Raw genomic sequence first — 19,945 nt, 5'->3', positions numbered from 1 at the left:
CGATACAGCATCGCATTATTGCGATCGAATGACGTCAAACTATTGCTTTGATAAAGCATCAGACTATTGTTATAGTAAAGCATCAAATTATTGCGATGCTAAATCACACGATCTGAAACCATGCCGACCACCAACGAAAAACTCGCAGCCTCGCTGTCGGTGTTGAAGCAGATCCAGGACCGCGGCGTGAGCGTTTTTCAGGCCAGTGCACTGCCCGAGCTAACCCGTGTCCATCGGGAAAGGCTGGTGCGGGCCAATTTCCTGAAAGCCGTCATCCCGGGATGGTATATGGCCAACAATCCCGCCGATGACGCGGGTGACTCGACCCTCTGGTACGCGAGCATGGAGGCGTTCGTGTCAGCCTATGCGAATGCCCGCTTCGGCAGCGAATGGGAGGTCAATCCAGAGTTTTCATTGCTTCGGCATAGCGGCTATACCAGCATCGGCACGCAGATCGTGATTCATGCGGCGAACGCGAACAATCAGCTTTTGCAGCTTCCCCACGGCTGCTCGGTTTTTCTTTATCAGGTGAAGCGTCGAGCGTCGACGGCGCGCCGGATACCGAGCGCAAGCGGCCTTCTTCTGATTCCTGTATCAGAGGCACTGGTTCGGGTGGGCGCGTCGTTCTTCGAAAAGCAGCCGCTTGCTGCGCAGATTGCAATGCGTCAGGTCGATCTGACGGACCTTATTTCCGCGCTGCTTGCCGGCGGCCATAGTGTGATTGGCGGACGGATGGCGGGCGCGCTGAGAGCGGTAGGGCGTGACGACGATGCCAGTCAACTCGTCGCCACCTTGAAGGCGGCGGACTACGTCGTCAGCGAGAGCAATCCGTTCGAGCAGTCTTTGGTGGCGATCTCGGGGCGGCGCAACGAGTCGCCGTACGTGCAACGCATACAGGCAATGTGGGCTGCCATGCGAAACGCGGTAGTTGACCGCTTTGCCGACATACCCCAGCAAGCTCCTCGCGACGTGGACGCTTTGATCGACGATATTTCCGCACGTTACGTGGCGGATGCGTATCACTCGCTGTCCATCGAGGGGTATCGGGTGAATGCCTTGCTCATCGAGAAAGTGCGTAACGGCAACTGGAGTCCGCTGACCCATCCGGAGGACAAAGAGACTCAGGAAGCCATGGCAGCCAAAGGCTATGCGGACACTCACAAACGTATTCGCGATCTGATCCGACAGGTCGTGACCGCTTCCGACAACCCGGCCGAGGCGCTGAGGCGTGATTTCTTCCAATGGTATGTGACGCTGTTTTCGCCCAGTGTTGCTGCCGGCATTCTCAAGCCGGCCGATCTTGCCGGATACCGCAGCAGCCAGGTATTCATTCGGAATGCGTTGCATGTGCCGCTCGGACCTGAAGCCGTGAGGGACTGCATGCCTGCGTTATTCGATCTGCTGGTCGCCGAAGAACATCCGGGCGTGCGCGCGGTGCTGGGTCATTTCATTTTTGTTTTTATCCATCCGTACATGGACGGAAACGGCCGGCTTAGCCGATTCCTGATGAACTGCATGCTGACGACCGGCGGGTATCCGTGGACGATCGTGACGGTCCAGTCGCGCAGACTTTATCTGGCCGCGCTTGAGCAGGCGAGCACTTACGGAAATATCGTCCCTTTTGCCGACCTGATTGGCGGACTTGTGGCGTCTCAGGCGGCACAGCCGCTGGAGCGTATTACCCAACGTCCGGAGTCGGGCGAGTGGACTGCACCACCGGGCGCCACTGGACTGTGAGTTCGAGCCGTTTAGTCTGGGAGCGGCAGCGTCTATGTGCCCGGCAATCCGCCTGGTTTAAAAAAATCCCGCCATCGCGAAGATGGCGGGATTCTGCGGATCAAGCCCGCTTCACTAACGTTCCGTGGGAACGCGTGCAACGTGAGTCGTAGGTTGCTTTATTGCGAGTCAGATACGTCTCACTGACCCGCGTTCCGCAGCGCTTAGCTCTTGTGATGCTCGTCGTGGTTGCCGCCGGCTGAGTGTTGCTCCTCGTGTTGCTGCGGATGCGGCTCGGGACGCTGCGCCTGCTGCGGATGCGGTTCCGGGTGCGGCTGCTGTGCCGGTTGCGGACGCGGCTCCGGACGAGGCTGTTGCACCTGTTGCGGACGCGGTTCCTGACGGGGCTGCTGAACCTGCTGAGGACGCGGCTCCGGGCGAGGCTGCTGCATCTGTTCCGGACGTGCCTCCTGACGCGGCTGCTGCGCCTGCTGCGCCGGCTGCGGATGAGATTCTTCACGCGGCTGTTGTTGCGCCTGCGGCATCGGTTGCGGATGGGCCTCTTGCGGCCGTTGCGCTTCATGTTGCACGTCACGCGGCGCTTCCGGCTGACGCTCAGCCTGCTGCGGCTGCTGCGGACGAGCTTCCGCCTGCCGCGCCGGTTCCTGCGGGCCGCCATGCTGTTGCGCCTGCTGGGCCATCGGCGTATGCGGCTGCGTCCATGCCGGCTCGTGGCGCTCGTTCGCGCCCGGCTGCTGACCAGCTTGCTGCGGCATGCCGTGCTGCTGCGCGTTGGCCTGCGGGTTGCCGCCGTTCGCTTGCGGCGGACGCGGCACGCCATTCACCGGATGTCCCGCTTCGCCGGGCTGCTGGCGTTCGTTGGCCATCGGCTGCGGCGTGCCCGGACGAGCCTGCGCCTGTTCGCCACGTTGCGGCTGGCCGGGCGCCGCGCCGGGCATGGCACCCGGACGCTGTCCTGCCTGCTGCATCCCACCCGGCGCACCAGGCGCGCCCGGCGCCGCCCCCGGCGTGCGTCCCGGCATATGCGACTGCACGACCCGCACGTTCTGCACCGGCAACGCGCCCGGACCGCCCGCCATATGCGCCGGCACCGAAGTCCGCACGATCGGCTGACCCGCGCCCGGCACCCGTCCACCGCTTTGCGCGAAACGCTGAGCGAGGGTGTCGTGATAGGCGGCCGGCATGGCCGCACTGCGCGTGGCCACCACCGGACGCGCCGCGACACCCGCCGGCGGCCGGTAATTCGCGTTGCGCAGACCCGGCCCGAAGCTTTCCTTGACCGGCGCGATACCCACACCGCCCGGGTTGATCTGCGCGTTGCGCCATTGCCGCGGATCGACCTTCTGCGCGAAGCGCGCGACCGGCTGACCGTGCACGAAGGCCGTCGCCGGCACTGCGGTAACAGCACCCGGCGCGCGATAGTTGATGTACGTGTTGTGAATGTTGGTCACATTCACATTCGTCACGTTGTGGTTGTAGTTGTTGACGATCGTCGTCTGGTTGACGCGGTTGTAGTAACCCGGGCTCCAGTGATCGTGACCGCCACCCCACTGCGGATGCCACGGCTCGCCGGGGCCGAGCGGGAACCACGCGACGCCCGCTGCCACCGCGCCGCCGATCGCCAGACTCACGCCCCAGTTGATGCCGCCGCCACCGCCGCCGCCCACGAAGGCGACCAGCGCCGGCGCGTAGACCGGCGGCGCGCTGACCACGATCGGACCCGGCACCCACGCCCACGCGTCGTCGACCTGGGCCCAGCGGCCGTAGTGGTAGGGCGCGAAGCCCCACGGTGCGTCGTCGACCCACGTCCAGCCCCACGGCGCCTGCCAGACCCAATGGCCTTCGTGATACGGCGCCCAGCCGACCGGCGTGGCGCGCGGCACCCACACCTCGCCGTATTGCGGGCTGCTGCGCCATGTGCCGTTGGCGTCGAGGTCTTCGTAACCGGGCACGTCGCGCGACACGTAGCGCGCCGACACCGAGCGGTCTTCGGCGGCATCGCGCGCGGCGGCCCATTGGTCGAAGCCGTCGAGGCCCGGCACGCCGTTGTCGGCGACCTGTTGCAGGTTGGTGCCGCCGAAGCGGACCTGCTGGCCCGGCGAGATTTGCACCTGCCCGCTGTCGCCGTACACGGTCGCGCTGCCGCTGCGCACGGTCACGCTGGTGCTGCTGCCGTCCGGCGCGACGTCGACGCGATAGTCGCCGGGGCCGTTCAGCCCAAGCGCAAGATTCGGCGTGTCGATTTCATACGATGACCCCGGCGCCAGTTCGCGCACCCGCGTCGACAAGGTGCCTTGCGCGACTTTGAGCTGCGCGCTGTTGTCGTCGAGATTCAGGATGTCGAGGCTGGTGGACTGATCGAGGCGCACCGCGGTCGAGCCGATGTGCAGCTCCGAGCGCGAATTCTGATCGTTCCAGAGCTGATCGCCGGTGGTGAGCGGGCGGTTGACCTGCGCGTACGACCAGTCGGTCGCGCCGGCCGGTTCGGTGGTTACCGTGCCGGCCATGTAGTTCAGACGCGCAACGCGTCCCGGCGGATCGGTGTTCTGCGTCGAGGCGACCTGGGGAGCGGGCTGCACTTCCTGCGCGATGCCGGCTTGGGCGGCGAACAGGAACGCGGCGGCCGCGATAAGGGTGTAGCCCGTAATGCGGCGGTTTGAGTGTTGATCTTTGGTGAGTGTTCTCATGATTTATCTCCGGCGGACGCGGCATTTTGCTTCATCCGGAGTTCACTTTACCTGCCGCGTATGTTTCAAGACCCCACTTTTGTAAGGCCACCTCACCGGCGTGTAACAAAAGGTCTCGATAAGGCATTTCGTAAGCAGATTGGAGAATTTTTGTAATCGTTTCAGATGCTTAGCAGCGCCGCGGGTGGCCGGCGCCGCCATCGTTCAGGCCGCCAGAAACGCATCGAAATGTTGCTGACCCGCCGGCGTGATACGCAGGATACGCGGCCGCTCGGTCCGCTCGACCCAACCGTGCGCGGACCACGAGTCGAGCAACGCGGCGCCGAGCGCGCCGCCCAGATGCGGCCGCCGTTCGCTCCAGTCGGGGCAGGTGCAGGCAAAGCGGCGCCGACGGCTTTTCTGCGCCGACAGGTCGATGCCCCATTCGGCGAAGCGGCTGGCGCCGTCTTCGGTCGCTTCCAGCGAGGTGCCGTCCAGCGTCAGCAGCCCGCGCTGGACCAGCCGCTCCAGCACGCGCACGGAAAGCCCGCCCGCCATATGGTCGTAGCAGGTGCGGGCGTAGCGCATGTCGAGCGGCACGGTGCGCACCGGACGCGGCACGGACCGCTGCGGCGCGCTAATTTGCGCGACGTTGGCGAGCGCTTCGATAGAGGCGGCGATATCCGGCGACGCGATCCGGAAGTAGCGATGCCGGCCGCGCACCTCGAGCGCGAGCAGCCCGCCGTCGGTCAGGCGGGCGAGATGCGCGCTCGCCGCCGACGGCGAGAGCCCGGCGATGATCGTCAGTTCGCCGGCGGGGCGGGCGCTGCCGTCCATCAGTGCCCACAGCATCGCGGCGCGGCCGGGATCGGCAAGCAGCGAGCCGATCCGGCTCAAGCCGGGGAAATGGTTCTGTTCGTCGGCGAGCTTGAGCGTCATGGGTGTCTCCTTCGGGTCCCGGGCAACCTGGTTGCCGTTGGCGGCGCCGCCGGGGCGCCATACGAATCAATGTACCGATCCACGGCATTCTATGTTTCAGCTTAGCGTGAAACGTGGCGTGCAGGCGCTACGAAAACCCGGCCGGCGAGGCGGAGCGCTTGTGGCTCCTGAGCCGGCGCGATTCGCCAGGCTAGAATCAAAGTCTGTCTTTGCAGGAACACGCAGTCATGAAAACTCTTCTTGCCGTGCTGGTCGCGGCGCTGCTGCTCGGCGCGTGCGCGCACGGCGGTGCGGATTCGTCGGGGGCGGGCACCGGCAGCATCACGATGTACGGCACGATCGACGAAGGCGTCACCGTGCATAAATGAGCGACGGGCAACGGCCTGGGTCGTGCGAGTGCTGCCGACACTAGCCTGGCGTTACCTTCGCGCAAGCCTCGCGCCAACGGAAAGCTCGCCGAAAGCCTCAGCCGATTCCCGCAACAATTCACCTCTCCAACAGCGCCGAACCCACGACGCTGTCAATATTGCGCTCGTATAATCGCCTCCTTTCAATGCATCCGATTGACCGGAGTCAACATGAGCACCCCTCCCGCAGCCCCGTTTGACCGTTCCGAAACCACTTTCCGCTTTCTCGCCGAACCCAGTTCGGTCAACTTCGGCGGCAAGGTGCACGGCGGCGCGCTGATGAAGTGGATCGACGAGACCGCGTACGCGTGCTCGGCGGTGTGGTCGGGCCGCTACTGCGTGACGGTCAGCGTGGGCAATATCCGTTTCCGTCGGCCGATTCTGGTCGGCAACCTCGTCGAATTGCGCGCGCGGGTCGTAGCGACGGGCCGCACCAGCATGCACATTCACGTGTCCGTGCAGGCCGGCGACCCGAAGGGCGGCGAGCTGATGCAAACCACCGACTGCCTGGTCGTGATGGTCGCCGTCAACGAGAACGGTCATCCGGTGCCGGTGCCGGCCTTCGTGCCGGAGACGGACGAGCAGAAGCGCCTCGCGAAGTACGCGATCGACGTGAAGGAAGCGCTCGACGCGATCGTCGAGCTGAAGCCGGAAGAAGTGGCGCAGGGGAAGGTTTAACGGGCGCCGGCTGAGATTGCCGGCGCGCTGAGCTGCCCACACGAACAGGGCGTTCGCGTGGGCGGCCGCTCAACCGGCCGAATGCCCCACCATCTCCTTCGGCTTCACCCACTCATCGAACTGCTGCTCGGTCACATAGCCGAGCGCAAGCGCCGACGCCTTCAGCGTGGTGCCTTCCTTATGCGCTTGCTTCGCGATCCTGGCGGCCTTGTCGTAGCCGATGTGCGGATTGAGCGCCGTCACCAGCATCAGCGATTCATTCAGCAACGTGTCGATACGCTCGCGATTCGGCTCGATGCCGACCGCGCAGTTGTCGTTGAAGCTATGTGCGCCGTCGGCCAGCAGTCGCACCGATTGCAGTACGTTGTGCGCGATCATCGGCCGGAACACGTTCAGCTCGAAGTTGCCGCTCGCGCCGCCGATATTCACCGCGACGTCGTTGCCGAACACCTGCGCACACAGCATCGTCAGGGCTTCGGACTGGGTCGGATTGACCTTGCCCGGCATGATCGAACTGCCCGGTTCGTTCTCCGGAATCGAGAGTTCGCCGAGGCCGCAACGCGGGCCGCTCGAGAGCCAGCGCACGTCGTTGGCGATCTTGTTCAGACTCGCCGCGACGGTTTTCAACGCGCCGTGCGCGAACACCAGCGCGTCGGCCGCGGCCATCACTTCGAACTTGTTCGGCGCCGACACGAATGGCAAGCCGGTCTGCTTGCCGATCGCGGCCGCGACCTTATCCGCGAACTGCGGATGCGCGTTCAAGCCGGTGCCGACCGCGGTGCCGCCCTGTGCAAGTTCGTACAGATGCGGCAGCGTCGCTTCCACGTGACGAATGCCGTGATCCAGTTGCGCGACGTAACCCGAAAACTCCTGGCCGAGCGTGAGCGGCGTTGCGTCCTGCAAGTGCGTGCGGCCAATCTTCACGATATCGACGAACGCTTTCGCCTTGCCGTCAAGCGTATCGCGCAGCGTCTTCAGCGCCGGTAGCAGATGCTTGACGATCGCGTCGGCAGCGGCCACATGCATGGCCGTCGGGAATACGTCGTTGGACGACTGGCCGCGATTCACGTCGTCGTTCGGATGCACTTTGCGCGCTTCGCCGCGCTCGCCGCCGAGCAGTTCGCTGGCGCGATTCGCGATCACCTCGTTGAGGTTCATATTGGTCTGCGTGCCCGAGCCGGTCTGCCAGACGGCGAGCGGAAATTCGTCGGGATGCTTGCCCGCGATGATCTCGTCGGCGGCCGCGATGATGGCTTTGGCGTTGCTTTCGTCGAGCACGCCGAGACCCTGGTTGACCTCGGCGGCGGCGCGCTTGATGACGGCCAGCGCATTGATCAGTTCAAGCGACTGTTTCTCGGTCGAAATGCGGAAATTCTGCAGCGAGCGCTGCGTTTGCGCGCCCCACAGACGCGCGTTCGGCACGGCGATTTCACCGAACGTGTCACGCTCCATTCGTACGTCTTCAGTCATGTTCAACTCCGCTTTTCAAAGTTCTGCGTTGACAGGCAATAGGGAGAATAGACCCGTTAGCGCGTTCCGGTACAAACCCGCTTGCGGATCGAAAATGTAGGTGCGGCGTGTGCCGTTTTCGACATCGGTCCACACCAGCGGCGACAGCGGCGCGCCGATCGAACGCAGATACGCGAGCTGCGCGCTATCGGCCAGCGTCACGCGGTAACTGACCTCGGGCGCGATGGCGCGCTCGAAGATTTGCGCGACCTGTTCGGCGAGCGGCGCGCTATGAATCACCAGCGCCAGTTCGGTGTTCAGATTGGCCGACCGCGGGTCGAGATTCATCGAGCCGATCACCAGAATCTTGTGATCGATCACGTAGGTTTTGGCATGCAGGCTGGCGCGCGAACGCGACCCGGCAATCCCCGCGCGCGGCGTTTTCTGCTGCGGTTTGAATTCGTACAGTTCGACGCCTTGCTGCAGCAGCGGCACGCGAAACGGACTGTAGCCGGCTTGCACGGCGACCGCGTCGGTGGCGGCTAGCGAGTTCGTCAGCACGGCGATCCGCACGCCGCGATGCGTCAGCACGCCCGCCGCCTCGACGCCGGATTCGTGCGGCACGAAGTACGGCGAAATGATCAGAAAATCTTTCTGCGCGTCGTGCATCAGTTCGGTGAGGCGTTGCATCGGCGGGCTCACATAGTCCGGCGACGGGTGCACGATTTTCTCCGGCAAATCCGCCTTGAATTCGGCCGGCGCCCACGTCAGACCGAGCTGGTCGTTGGCGATTTGCGTGGCGAGCGGCGTTGCGTTCAGCGGCTTCGCGTTGTACGGATCGGCGTTCTCGCGCCAGTGCTGACGCAAGTCGTCGCGCGTCTCGTCGAGTTCTTTCGCGTCGAACTTCTGATGGTTCAGCGCGCGCAGCGGATAGGCAATGCTGCTGTTCCAGTAGTCGTCGAAACTGGCGGAGACGTCGGCGGTGATCGGGCCCGCGGCGAGCACGTCGAGATCGCGGAATTGCAGCGTTTCGCTGGCGCTGAAGTATTCGTCGCCGAGATTGCGGCCGCCGACGATCGCCAGCTGGTTGTCCGCGATCATCGCCTTGTTATGCATGCGGCGCGTGAAGTGGCCGATCTGCGTGAACAGGTTCGTTGTGCGTTCGAACACGCCTTGCTGCGCGCTGCCGAACGGATTGAACACGCGAATCTCGATGTTGTCGTGCGAGTTCAAACCCGCCATGACCTGATCGATGTCCTTGAAGTTCAGATCGTCGACCAGCATGCGCACGCGCACGCCATGGTCCGCCGCGTACAGTGCGGCGCCGAGCAACAGCTTGCCGGTGGTGTCCTCGTTGGCGATGTAGTACTGCATGTCGAGCGTTTTCGTCGCCGCGCGCGCGAGTGCGATGCGCATCTGCAATGCGTCGGTGCCGCTCGACAGCACGCGAAAACCGGACTCGTTCGGATGCGCGGCTTCGAGCGGCGCAAGCGCGGTATGCAGCGGTGTGGTTTCGGTGACGGGGAGCGCGTGAGTGACCTGACGGTCGAACGCGGTGGCGGGAGGCTTGGTGGCGCAAGCGGTCAGGAATGCCGTTGCGAAGCACAGCAGGAAGAAATGCCCGCTTGCCGCCCACGCCGATTTTCTGTGGGAGGTGCTCGACGCTTGCTGGCGTTGCGGTGCGGTCGGGCTTGGGTTCTGGTTCTGCTTCTGTTTTTGATGCCACGGCACGCTGGCTTCTCCCTTGAACGCAGGCTTCTCATGGCGACAGCGCAGGCGTTGGCCTGCGCTGTCGAGAAATGCATTCTAAGGGGAATTGCGGGCCTGGGCCTGGTTCGCCCGCATGCCGGCGAGGGGATTAGCCGCGTTCGGCGTTCAGCACGCGTTCGCCATCCGGATGCGTCGAACCCTTCGCCGGACGTCCTGCCCAATAGCCCGCGAGCAGTGAGCCGGAGAGGTTGTGCCACACCGAAAACAGCGCGCCGGGCAGCGCGGCGATCGGCGTGAAATACAGCTTGCCGAGCGTGGCCGCGAGGCCGGAATTCTGCATGCCGACTTCGATTGCGAGCGTACGGCAGACGGCTTCATCGAAGCCGAGCAGACGCCCGCCCCAATAGCCGCCGAGCAGGCCGATGCCGTTATGCAGCACCACGCCCAGCATCACCACGAGGCCGACCGACGCAATGCTCTTCTGCGTGCCGCCCACCACCGCGCCGATGATCAGGATGATCGCGACCATCGAGATCAGCGGCAGGATCGGTTCGATCTTGCGCACGACCTTGCCGAACAGATGATTGACGACGAGGCCGATCACGATCGGCAGCGCGACGATCTGCAGGATGCTCATCAGCATGCCGTGCACATCGACGACGATCGACGCGTCCACATACAGACGCGTGAGCAGCGGCGTCGCGAACACGCCGACGAGGGTCGACAGCGCGCTGATCGTCACCGACAACGCGACGTCGCCGCGCGCCAGATAAATCATCACGTTCGACGCCGTGCCGCTCGCCACGCTACCGACCAGCACCATGCCGGCGGTCAGATCGGGCGGCATGCGCAAGGCCTTCGCGATGACCCAGGCGGCGAGCGGCATCACGAGATAGTGCAGCACGATACCGGCCACCACCGGCGCAGGCCGCGTGAAAACGCGCTGGAAATCGGCGACGGAAAGCGTGACGCCCATGGCCAGCATGATGATGGTGAGCAGCGTGGTGACGTGCGGCGCGATGCCGGCGAACGACGCGGGCGAACTGTATGCGGCGATCGACACGAACACGGCCCAGAGCGGAAAGAGACGGGTGACGCGGGCGAGCATGACGGGTGGTCCTTGATTGTGTTTTATGGCGCGGGTAATGGCGTGTTTTATGGCGAGCAGCGAGATCGGTCGGGCGGCGCGCCGTGATTGCGGCGTGCAGGCGGATGTCGGCCGCGGGTGTTACGGCGAGCCGCTGAAAGCGGGTGAGGCGCTGGCGGGCGGCGCGGGCCTTCGTGAGGCGCGCGGGCAGATTAGCGGCGCGTAGGCGTGGGTGTGCGCGGACGCGGCCGAGCGCGCATTTTACCTTTTACCGCGGGGTTTTCGCGCGGCGATGGTTGCGCGTGCAACCAGCCGCGCGACATCAACTTAAGCGGATGGACCCGTCGTCCCCGCTTCAACCGGCACCTGCCGCAAGCTCAGCTTATGAAAGCGCAGCGTCATCAGCAAGGCGACGCTCGCGAGCCCCGCCGCCAGTCCCCACCACAGGCCAAGCGCGCCGAGCCCGAAGTGAAACGCCAGCGTGTAGCCGGTCGGAAAACCGATCACCCAGTAGCCGAACGCCGCGGCGATCATCGGCACGCGCGTGTCCTTCAGCCCGCGCAGACAGCCGGAGCCGACCGTCTGCATGCCGTCGACGATCTGGAAGATCGCCGCTACGCCGAGCAGCGAACTCGCCAGTTTGACCGTGGCCGCGTTGGCCGGATCGTCGAGATGCAGATACAGACCGACGATCCAATGCGGCGCCGCGATCAGCACGATGCCCGACAGCGTCATGAAGCCCACGCCGAGCGCCAGCGCGACGAACCCGGCGTGACGCGCGGCGAGCGGCTGCCCGGCGCCGGACCAGAAGCCGACCCGCACGTTGCCCGCCTGGCCGATTGCGAGCGGCACCATGAAGGCCACCGACGCCACGTTCAGCGCGATCTGATGCGCGGCCAGTTGCGATTCGCCCAGCAGGCCGACCATCAGACCCGTGGCGAGAAACAGCGTCGACTCGACGCCGTAGGTGATCGCCACCGGCCAGCCGATGCCGAACAGTTCACCCATCAACGGTACGTTCGGCCGTGTCGCGACGACGAAGTGACGGTAGCGCGGCCGCAAATGCAGCAGCGCCATCAGCACCAGCGCGCTCAGCCAGACGGTGATCGAGGTCGCGGCCGCCGAGCCGAGAAAGCCGAGCCGCGGCAAACCGTAGGCGCCGTGGATCAAGCCGTAGTTGAGAAAGCCGTTCACGACGACGCTCACGAGCGACACCCACAGCAGCCGCTTCGCCGCGCCGATCGCCGGCAGGAACGAGCGCATCAGGCCGACGCCGATCAGGCTGCCGAGCGAGCCCCAGCGCAATACGGACGCATATTCGCCGACGTTGTGCGCGAGCAGCGTGGGCTCGCCGAACGCCAGCAGGATCGGCGTGGCGAACGACAGCAGAAAGAACGCCGGCACCGACAGCAGCACCGACAGCACGAGGCCGGTCCAGTAGATATGCGGCACGCGGCTTTCGTCCTGAGCGCCGCGCGCATGCGACACGCTCACGCTGACGGAGGTCAGCACGCCTTGCAACAGCGTGACCACGACGAAAAACAGGTTCGCGCCGAGGCCGCCGGCGGCGAGCGCGTCGGGGCCGAGCGAGCCGAGCAGGATCGTATCGGTGACCGCCATGGCCATTTGCGCGAGCTGGGAGATCGCGAGCGGCGCGGCGAGCCGGGCGGTGTCGGCGGCATGGCGGGAAAGCGTCGGCGGCCGGGAGGCCACCCGGGTGAAGCTGGACTGAGTCATGGAAGCGCCTGGCGGCGAAAGTGGCGACCGGGTCACGGCCGGCGCGCGCTGCAGCGTTCGCGAGCGGGGCGGGCGGTGACCAAACGGCGAGGAGCGGCGGCTCGGCTAGCCAGCCGTTTGTTGTCTGTCGAATCTGACAGCTTATTGCTTAGGCGCGGCGCTGTCGATCAAAGAAGCACAATTTTGGTGCGTACGGCCCTCCGAATTTCCGGACCGTGGACCGTGGATAACGAAGAGGGAGTCGTCAGGCTTCGTGAACCGCGATGCGTGTGTCGCCGAACAGCACCACCTGGCCTGCGCGGATTTTGCAGGTTTTACGCGTCTCGACCCGTCCATCGACAGTAACCGCGCCGTCGCCGACCATCATTTTGGCTTGCCCGCCGCTCTCCGCCAAGCCCGTTATCTTCAGGAGATTGTGCAATTCGACGTAATCGCCGGTGAGCGTGAAATCGAGGTTGGGCATGGCGTTTGCACCTTCAGGCAAAGGGTTCGCATCATAAGCCAGAAGCTTGCCCTGGATGAAGCCCGCGCTGTACGCGGGCCTTGTGTAGGTTTTTGCAAGCAGATGTTATGTAATTGTCGGAAAGTGAAACGTTCCGTAACAGCGTTCGCGGATTACGAATTTCACTCGTAAAGTGGATCTCAGTAGGGAAGCTTGCTGGATTTGTCCCGCAACGAGAAGGCCGGCCGAAGCATAGGTTTTTGCGCGAAAGATCCGTCACGACGGGTTGGCACGGCGCGAAGCCAGATAAGACGTCCGGTCACAACAACTTTAGAGAGGATTTAGCCATGACCCAGATTCGTACACTTCTGATCGGTACCGCCCTGACTGCTTTCGCCGCGACTGCCGCTGTCGCGCAGACCGCGCAGCCGGCCGCAGGTGCGGACGGCCAGGCTCAGATGCAGATGCAAGCAGCGCCCGCCGCCGCCGGCGTGCAGCCGGTGACGCCGGCGCCGACCCGTCTGACCGCGCCGGGCTCGACCGATCCGCTGGTGCAGAAGCGCGATGCCAACGCCAAGGCGAACGCCGAATACCGTGCGTCGAAGAAGGCGTCCAAGACGGAGCTGAAGGATCAGCAGAAGGCCGCCAAGGCGCAGTACAAAGATCAGGTGCGCGACGCCAAGATCAACCAGAAGGCGGATAAGCAAACCGCCAACAACGAAATGAAGATGAACATGCAAGGCCAGACGGGCGATCAGTCCGATGGCAGCGATGTGAAGCACTAAGTCACCACTAAGTCGCTAACTCGCCAGGTTGGTCGGGCTTGGTGAAGAAGCGGCCGGGCGGCGGCGTTTTCCGCTGTCGCGCCCGGCCGCTTCGGTTTTTAAATTTTGAATCACCGGGCTTTGGCCAGGCAGATTCTGCCGCAGGGCATCGTGGCCAGATTGATGGCCACGATGACTCAAATCCCGTTGTACGGAGGTATCGAATGAGCATTGCCCAATCGACCAGAAAACAGATCTACGCCGCGCTGATCGCGGGGTGCCTGTCGTCCATGGCGTCCGTGGCGTTCGCGCAGGCGAGCGATCCGGCCGCCGCGCCCGTGACGCATGCCGACAAGAAGGCTGCGAAAGAACAATCGAAGGCGGACAAGAAGGCGTCCGTCGCGCAAGCCAAGGCGGACAAGAAGAAAACCGACGCGCAGGCCGACGCCGATAAGGCGAATGCCGACGCTAACGTGAAGGACGCGAAGAAGCAGTAACTGGCGCGCTTCGGCGTTGAGGGAGGCGACCCGAAATAAGGGTCGCTTGTCTGTGACGGTTGTATGGATATACAGTATGCGTCGCCATCCTCCATTCACTTCAGCGCCCGAATCCACGTGCTCTCCGTCGCCGACTCTCCGCCGCCGTCCGATACGTCCGCAGCGTCCGGTTCATCCGACGCAGCGGATGCCGCCGCCTGGCTGGCCAAGCTCAACGACGCGCAGCGCGAAGCCGTCGAACATGGCGCCGACACGCCTGATGCGCCGCCGGGCGCGTTACTGGTGATCGCAGGCGCGGGCTCCGGCAAGACCAACACGCTCGCGCACCGCGTTGCCAACCTCGTCGTGAAAGGCGCCGATCCGCGCCGCATTCTGCTGCTGACCTTTTCCCGCCGGGCGGCGCTCGAAATGACGCGCCGGGTCACACGCATTGCCGGCGCGGCACTCGGTGCTCGCGCCGCGCTCGCGCAAGGGCTGACGTGGTCGGGCACGTTCCACAGCGTCGGCGCGCGGCTGCTGCGCGAATACGCGGATCTGATCGGCCTCGCGCCGGCCTTCACGATCAACGACCGCGAGGATTCCGCCGACCTGATGAATCTGGTGCGCCACGAGCTCGGGTTATCCGCGAAAGAGCGGCGTTTCCCGGCCAAAGGCACCTGTTTCGCCATTTATTCGCGTGTGGTGAACACCGGCGCGTCGTTGGCGCATGTGCTCGATAGCGCGTTTCCTTGGTGCCGCGAGTGGGAGGACGATCTGCGCCGGCTGTTCGCCGCTTACGTCGACGCGAAACAGAAGCAGAGCGTGCTCGATTACGACGATCTGTTGCTCTACTGGGCGCATATGGCCGCCGAGCCGGCCATCGCGGCGGATCTGTCGGGGCGCTTCGATCACGTGCTGGTCGACGAGTATCAGGACACCAACCGTCTGCAGGCGTCGATCCTGCTCGCCCTGAAGCCTGACGGCCGCGGCCTGACCGTGGTCGGTGACGACGCCCAGTCGATCTATTCGTTTCGCGGCGCGACCGTGCTCAATATTCTCGACTTTCCGGCGCAATTCGATCCACCGGCGCGTCAGGTCACGCTCGAACGCAACTACCGGTCGACCGCGCCGATTCTCGCGGCGTCGAATGCGGTGATCGAGCTGGCCAGCGAGCGCTACACGAAGAATCTGTGGACCGACAAGGCGTCGGCGCAACGCCCGCGCCTCGTCACGGTCGCCGACGAAGCCGATCAGGCGCGCTACATCGTCGAACAGGTGCTCGACGCGCGCGAGCAGGGCATGAAGCTCAAATCCCAGGCGGTGCTGTTCCGCGCCGCACACCACAGCGCCGCGCTGGAGATCGAACTGACCCGACGCAACATTCCGTTCGTGAAGTTCGGCGGCCTGAAGTTTCTCGATTCGGTCCACGTCAAGGACGTGCTCGCGGTGCTGCGCTGGGCGGAGAATCCGCGCGACCGCGTCGCCGGGTTCCGCGTCGTGCAGTTGCTGCCCGGCGTCGGGCCGGCCACCGCCGCGAAAGTGCTCGACGAGATCGCCGCGCGCGCGGGCGCCGGCAATCCCGCCGACACCGCCGGCGGCGCGCTGGCCGCGTTCACCGCGCCGGCTCGCGCGCAGGAAGACTGGCATCCGTTCGTGAAACTGATGTCGAGCGTGTACGGTCGCCAGACGCCGTGGCCGTCCGAATTCGAAATGGTGCGGCGCTGGTACGAGCCGCATCTGGAGCGCAATCACGAGGACGCAGCGATCCGTCACGCGGATGTGTTGCAGATGGAGAGCATCGCGGGCACGTATCCGTCGCGAGAACGCTTTCTGACCGAGTTGACGCTCGACCCGCCCGACGCCACCAGCGGTGAATCCGGCGTCCCGCTGCTCGACGAAGACTATCTGATCCTATCGACGATTCATTCGGCGAAGGGGCAGGAATGGCGCAATGTGTTCGTGCTGAACGGCGTCGACGGTTGCATTCCGTCCGATCTCGGCACTGGCAGCGAAGAGGAAATCGACGAAGAGCGGCGCCTGCTTTACGTGGCGATGACGCGGGCGAAAGAGGATCTGCATATCGTCGTGCCGCAGCGTTTCTACGTGCACAACCAGACGCATATGGGCGACCGTCACGTGTGGGCGTCGCGCACGCGCTTCATCCCCGCGCATCTGATGCCGCTGTTCGATGCCTATGCGTGGCCGCGTGTGGCGATCCCGAGCGCGCCCACGGCGGCGGGGCTCGCCGCCGCAGCGCTGGCGAAGATCGAGATTGGGGCGAAGCTGAGGAAGATGTGGGATTGAGGGCGCTGAGGTGCGCTCTTTGGCGCAGCTGACTGGTGGGCCTCGTGACGACGGCCTATTTTGTCCGCTGCCATCTGGTGAGGCCTGATGCCTTAGGCCGTGGCCCGAGGCTTGATACCTCGGGCGGCCGGCGCAGGCCGCTAACGGCCGGCCTCCTGTATTTGGCGGTTTGAGCCGTTAGCCCATCGGCCCCAAACCGCCACCAACCCTTAGCGCGACTGCCGTTGCTGCTGTTGCGGCGCCGGACGCGGCGGCACGAAGAAATTGCGCAGCCAGGCCGCCAGCCGCGAAAACACGTCATACGGCTCTTCGACGAAAATCTCCGGCTTGAGCAGGCGCAAATATTCCATGATCTGCTGCGCTTCCTGCTTCTGGAACGAGCCGTGCGAAATGCCCAGCCGCAGCAGCCCACGCAGTTCGCCGAGCTTCTCGCGTGCCGTGCTGCCCACGCCGGTTTCGCACGCCACCTTCGCTTCGTACACGCGCTGACGCAGCGATTCCACCAACCGCCAGGCCGGCGTTTGCATCACTTCTTCCAGCGCCTGAATGTCCTGCGCGGCGCTCTTGATCTGCGCCGCGAGCGGATCGATCAGCGCGGCATCGCCTTCAGCTTCCTTGACGATCGCCGCCGCCCAGTCGCGGCACTGCTTGGCGAGCTCTTCCGGCGTCCATTCCGAACGCGCCGCGAAGCCGAAGCCGAATTCGCCCGCCTGCCGCATCAGAATCGCGACGACATCCGGGAATTCCTTGTCCAGCGTGCGTTTGGCCCATGCGTACTGGCCGCCTTGCAGCATCCGCTGCACGGCGTGTTCGGTCAGCGGCACCATGTTGTCGAGCAACTTGGCGCGTAAGAAATCCTCGAAAGATGGCGTCGCGAACTGCGGATCGAGCTTCAGCGAAACCCGCAGAAAAGCGTCGAAATCCTTGCGCAGCGTCGCAATGGTCTCGTCTTTGAGCGTGAGGGTGATTTGACCCATGTGTTATCCCGTTTGGTCCTGCCGCGCGGCTTCGTCGTGTCATCCGGCCGCCCATGGACCGGGTGAGACGCGACCCGTGATGCCGGCGCGATTGCTTCCTGCCTGTTGCCGCGTCACCAGCGGGACGTCATATCCCGATGTGCGGACCTCGACTTCATATCGGCGGATTCAGGGGAAACTTAAGGGTATACGGCCGATGGGAGCCGGCATTAGAAGGAAGCATCGCCCAACCCGTTCATGCCCGACGTTTGCCGTGCGTGCTTTGCTGCGCCTGGGTTGCCGTGTCGGATTGCCGTACTTCCCTGCCGGTGCCGTTCGCGGCAAAGGCGTCATGGCGCTGGGCACTCGATCGTTCGACAGGCAAGCCACCGTCGTCAATGCGGGCTCGACGGCGGCGCCCGGCTATTTAAGCACGACCAATTGCCAGACAAAAAAGACCGCCAGCCCGACCGCGATGGTCAGGAGCGGGCGCCGTGTCAGCGCGCTCACCAGGACGGCGGCGAGTGCGCCGACCAGTTGCGGATTGCGCCAGCTCAGTTCGGCCTGGGTGCCGTGCGGCGAAACCGCCATCGGCACGATGATCGCGGTCAGCACCGTCACCGGTACGAAGCCGAGGGCGGTGCGCACGAGCGGCGGAAACACCAGCCGGTCGCCGAGCACGAAGACGGCGGCGCGGATCACCCACGTGATGAGCGCCATGCCGAGGATCAGGGCGACGTAGTTCATCGCGACGCCTCCGCGTTGCCGCGTGTGCCGCGCGGGTTGGGACGCGGCATTGACAGCAGCACGCCGACCGCGACGCCCGCGAATACGGCGCCGAGCAGGCCGAGCTTGTACGGCCATGCCTGCCAGAAGAAGGCCAGCGTGCCCGCCGTGACGGCGGCGGCGATGTAGCGCAGTGCGACGAGCTGTGGCACGACGATCGCGATGAAGGTGGCGACCATCGCGAAATCGAGCCCGAGCGATTGCAGGCCGGGGAATGCCGCGCCGAACAGCAGGCCGGCGGCGGTCCAGAGCTGCCAGTTCAGGTACATCGCGAGACCGGCGCCGAAGAAGTAGTGCGGACCGACGGTGCCGGGTTCCTTATGGCGGTAGTGCTCCCACGCGACCGCGAAGACTTCGTCCGTGAGCAGCGCACCGAGCGCCCAGCGCCAGCGTGTCGACAGATGCGCGACGTGCGGCGCGAGCGTCGCGCTATACAGCACGTGACGCAGATTGACGACCAGGGTGGTCGCCCAGATCACCGCGAAACTCGCATGACCGGCGATCAGGCCAAGCGCGATGAACTGCGCGGAGCCGGCGAACACGACTAGCGACATCAACTGGCCGTGCCACAGATGCAGCGGGCCGGAGGCGACGAGCGTGCCGAAAATGACGCCGAAGGGCGCGGCGCCGACCATCATCGGAATGATGTCGCGCGCGCCGGCGATGAATGCTTTGAAATGGCCTGTGCGGGTGGGCTGGGCCGGGGTGGAATGGGTCAATCTTGCCTCCTTGGTGCGGGAAGCATAGCGGGAGGCGGGTGGGTGGGGCTTGTACGTTCTTGCGGCGGGGGCGCCTTATGCAAAAGGTGGAACGGCGTGACGGAGGCTGAAGCGGTGAGACGGTTAGCCCGGCCGGTGAGCCGCTGTCGCTGCCGTTACGCTCAAACGCCTTGCCAGCGTCCGGGCGGCACGCCGAACATGCGCCGGAAGTGCCGCGTGAAATGGCTCTGATCGGTAAAGCCGCTGGCCGCGGCGACATCCGTGACCGACACGCCCGCGCGCAACGGTGCCAGCGCGCGCTGCAAGCGCACCTGATTGCGCCATGCATGGGGCGGCAGGCCAGTGGTCTGCGTGAACAGGCGCGCCGCGTGAAACGGCGAAAGCCCCGCCGCGCGCGCCAGGTCGGCGAGCGCGACGGCCTCGACGAGGTCTCCTGTCAGACGCTCTTTCATGAGCGCGACGCGAGTGTCGTCGGTAGCGAGGCGTGCGGGCCCCGCTTGCGTTTGCGAGTAGCGAACCAGCAGCATGGACACGGCGTCGAGCATGGCGGCTTCGGCGGCGAGTGGGTCGCTGCCCGCTTCGAGCAAACGATGCGCTTGCGCGAGCCGTCTCGCCAGATCGGGATCGCGGATCACGCCCGGCTCGAACCATGGCAACGCCTGCGGCTTGCCGGTGACTTCGTTCGCGAGGTCGTGAATGAAATCCACCGGCGCATAGATCACGCGATAGCGCCAGCCGGCCTCGATCGCCTTCGAACCGGTATGCAGTTCACCGGGATTGATGATCGGCACGGTGCCGGCCTCGGCCACATGGTAGGCGCCGCGATACCGATAGCCCTCGGCGCCCGCGACGATCACCGGGATCGTGTACGCGTCGTGCCAATGCGGCGCGAACTCGTGGTCGTGATATTCGGCGGTGACCAGATCCGCGCCGGGCAAAAGCGGCGTGCGCCAGTAGCGGGCGGAATTCTGGAAGCGATGGGCGGCGGTCATGATGAATCTTCGGCGGGGCCGTTCAGTGTAGCGCGACGTGAGCGCGGCCGCCCAATCTGACAGCGCGTCGGCCGATCGCGTTTTGCCGTAGGACGG

18 protein-coding genes are annotated in these 19,945 nt (G+C 64.9%); 7 read left to right on the top strand and 11 right to left on the bottom strand.

The features are described from left to right. Nucleotides 1-120: 120 nt before the first annotated feature. A complete protein-coding gene (locus FA94_RS05170) occupies nt 121-1,737 on the top strand; it encodes a Fic family protein (protein ID WP_051980379.1) in 1,617 nt (538 codons plus the stop codon). Nucleotides 1,738-1,940: 203 nt separating this feature from the next. On the opposite strand, the gene FA94_RS05165 is transcribed toward FA94_RS05170, so the two are convergent. Both FA94_RS05165 and FA94_RS05160 read right to left on the bottom strand, forming a co-directional pair. Beyond that, entirely contained in the window at nt 1,941-4,424 is a 2,484-nt protein-coding gene (locus FA94_RS05165) for a DUF6600 domain-containing protein (protein WP_035547457.1), read from the bottom strand. Between the two features lie 204 nt (nt 4,425-4,628). Next, a complete protein-coding gene (locus FA94_RS05160) occupies nt 4,629-5,342 on the bottom strand; it encodes an ArsR/SmtB family transcription factor (protein WP_035547455.1) in 714 nt (237 codons plus the stop codon). A gap of 227 nt (nt 5,343-5,569) precedes the next feature. Between FA94_RS05160 and FA94_RS39070 the strand changes: the two genes are divergently transcribed. Continuing rightward, on the top strand, nt 5,570-5,710 hold the full coding sequence (locus tag FA94_RS39070) for a hypothetical protein (protein ID WP_167444501.1): 141 nt from the start codon (nt 5,570-5,572) through the stop codon (nt 5,708-5,710). Nucleotides 5,711-5,920: 210 nt separating this feature from the next. Further along, nucleotides 5,921-6,427 carry an acyl-CoA thioesterase gene (locus FA94_RS05155; RefSeq protein ID WP_035547451.1) on the top strand — a complete coding sequence of 169 codons (507 nt, stop codon included), beginning with the start codon at nt 5,921-5,923 and terminating at the stop codon, nt 6,425-6,427. Between the two features lie 69 nt (nt 6,428-6,496). On the opposite strand, the gene fumC is transcribed toward FA94_RS05155, so the two are convergent. The 3 genes from fumC to panS form a co-directional block, all read right to left on the bottom strand. Then, nucleotides 6,497-7,897 (bottom strand): class II fumarate hydratase, encoded by a 1,401-nt coding sequence (fumC, locus tag FA94_RS05150; protein WP_035547449.1) that lies wholly within the window; start codon nt 7,895-7,897, stop codon nt 6,497-6,499. Nucleotides 7,898-7,912: 15 nt separating this feature from the next. Next, nucleotides 7,913-9,487 carry a phospholipase D family protein gene (locus FA94_RS05145; protein WP_035549338.1) on the bottom strand — a complete coding sequence of 525 codons (1,575 nt, stop codon included), beginning with the start codon at nt 9,485-9,487 and terminating at the stop codon, nt 7,913-7,915. 247 nt (nt 9,488-9,734) lie between these two features. Beyond that, entirely contained in the window at nt 9,735-10,694 is a 960-nt protein-coding gene (gene panS / locus FA94_RS05140; RefSeq protein WP_035547446.1) for a ketopantoate/pantoate/pantothenate transporter PanS, read from the bottom strand. A gap of 37 nt (nt 10,695-10,731) precedes the next feature. Between panS and FA94_RS39350 the strand changes: the two genes are divergently transcribed. Further along, nucleotides 10,732-10,899, top strand: coding sequence for a hypothetical protein (locus tag FA94_RS39350; protein WP_156126529.1), 168 nt, complete (start codon nt 10,732-10,734; stop codon nt 10,897-10,899). Between the two features lie 101 nt (nt 10,900-11,000). Here FA94_RS39350 and FA94_RS05135 read toward each other — a convergent pair whose 3' ends face one another. Both FA94_RS05135 and FA94_RS05130 read right to left on the bottom strand, forming a co-directional pair. Continuing rightward, entirely contained in the window at nt 11,001-12,410 is a 1,410-nt protein-coding gene (locus tag FA94_RS05135; protein ID WP_035547443.1) for an MATE family efflux transporter, read from the bottom strand. 244 nt (nt 12,411-12,654) lie between these two features. Further along, a complete protein-coding gene (locus FA94_RS05130) occupies nt 12,655-12,873 on the bottom strand; it encodes an RNA-binding S4 domain-containing protein (RefSeq protein WP_035547440.1) in 219 nt (72 codons plus the stop codon). A gap of 326 nt (nt 12,874-13,199) precedes the next feature. Here FA94_RS05130 and FA94_RS05125 point away from each other — a divergent pair, with 326 nt between their 5' ends. From FA94_RS05125 to FA94_RS05115, 3 genes are all read left to right on the top strand, one after another. Beyond that, the gene (locus FA94_RS05125; RefSeq protein ID WP_035547438.1) at nt 13,200-13,637 is read left to right on the top strand and encodes a hypothetical protein; all 438 of its coding nucleotides are present in this window, start codon (nt 13,200-13,202) and stop codon (nt 13,635-13,637) included. A 203-nt stretch (nt 13,638-13,840) separates the two neighbouring features. Then, on the top strand, nt 13,841-14,113 hold the full coding sequence (locus tag FA94_RS05120; protein WP_035547436.1) for a hypothetical protein: 273 nt from the start codon (nt 13,841-13,843) through the stop codon (nt 14,111-14,113). A gap of 63 nt (nt 14,114-14,176) precedes the next feature. Then, on the top strand, nt 14,177-16,396 hold the full coding sequence (locus FA94_RS05115) for an ATP-dependent helicase (protein WP_035547434.1): 2,220 nt from the start codon (nt 14,177-14,179) through the stop codon (nt 16,394-16,396). A 209-nt stretch (nt 16,397-16,605) separates the two neighbouring features. On the opposite strand, the gene FA94_RS05110 is transcribed toward FA94_RS05115, so the two are convergent. The 4 genes from FA94_RS05110 to FA94_RS05095 form a co-directional block, all read right to left on the bottom strand. After that, nucleotides 16,606-17,373: a DUF4088 family protein gene (locus FA94_RS05110; RefSeq protein ID WP_035547431.1), complete on the bottom strand. Its 768-nt coding sequence runs from the start codon at nt 17,371-17,373 to the stop codon at nt 16,606-16,608. 402 nt (nt 17,374-17,775) lie between these two features. Next, on the bottom strand, nt 17,776-18,099 hold the full coding sequence (locus FA94_RS05105) for an AzlD domain-containing protein (RefSeq protein WP_035547428.1): 324 nt from the start codon (nt 18,097-18,099) through the stop codon (nt 17,776-17,778). Beyond that, nucleotides 18,096-18,857, bottom strand: coding sequence for an AzlC family ABC transporter permease (locus tag FA94_RS05100; RefSeq protein WP_035547426.1), 762 nt, complete (start codon nt 18,855-18,857; stop codon nt 18,096-18,098). The genes FA94_RS05105 and FA94_RS05100 overlap by 4 nt, the downstream gene beginning before the upstream one ends. Before the next feature lie 161 nt (nt 18,858-19,018). Further along, nucleotides 19,019-19,849 carry a helix-turn-helix transcriptional regulator gene (locus FA94_RS05095; protein ID WP_035547422.1) on the bottom strand — a complete coding sequence of 277 codons (831 nt, stop codon included), beginning with the start codon at nt 19,847-19,849 and terminating at the stop codon, nt 19,019-19,021. Between the last annotated feature and the right edge of the window lie 96 nt (nt 19,850-19,945).

Origin of the sequence: Burkholderia sp. 9120 (assembly GCF_000745015.1) — a bacterium.
Taxonomy (GTDB): domain Bacteria; phylum Pseudomonadota; class Gammaproteobacteria; order Burkholderiales; family Burkholderiaceae; genus Paraburkholderia.
The sequence above is the reverse complement of the archived record's forward strand: the minus strand, read 5'-3'. Positions and strand labels throughout refer to the sequence as shown.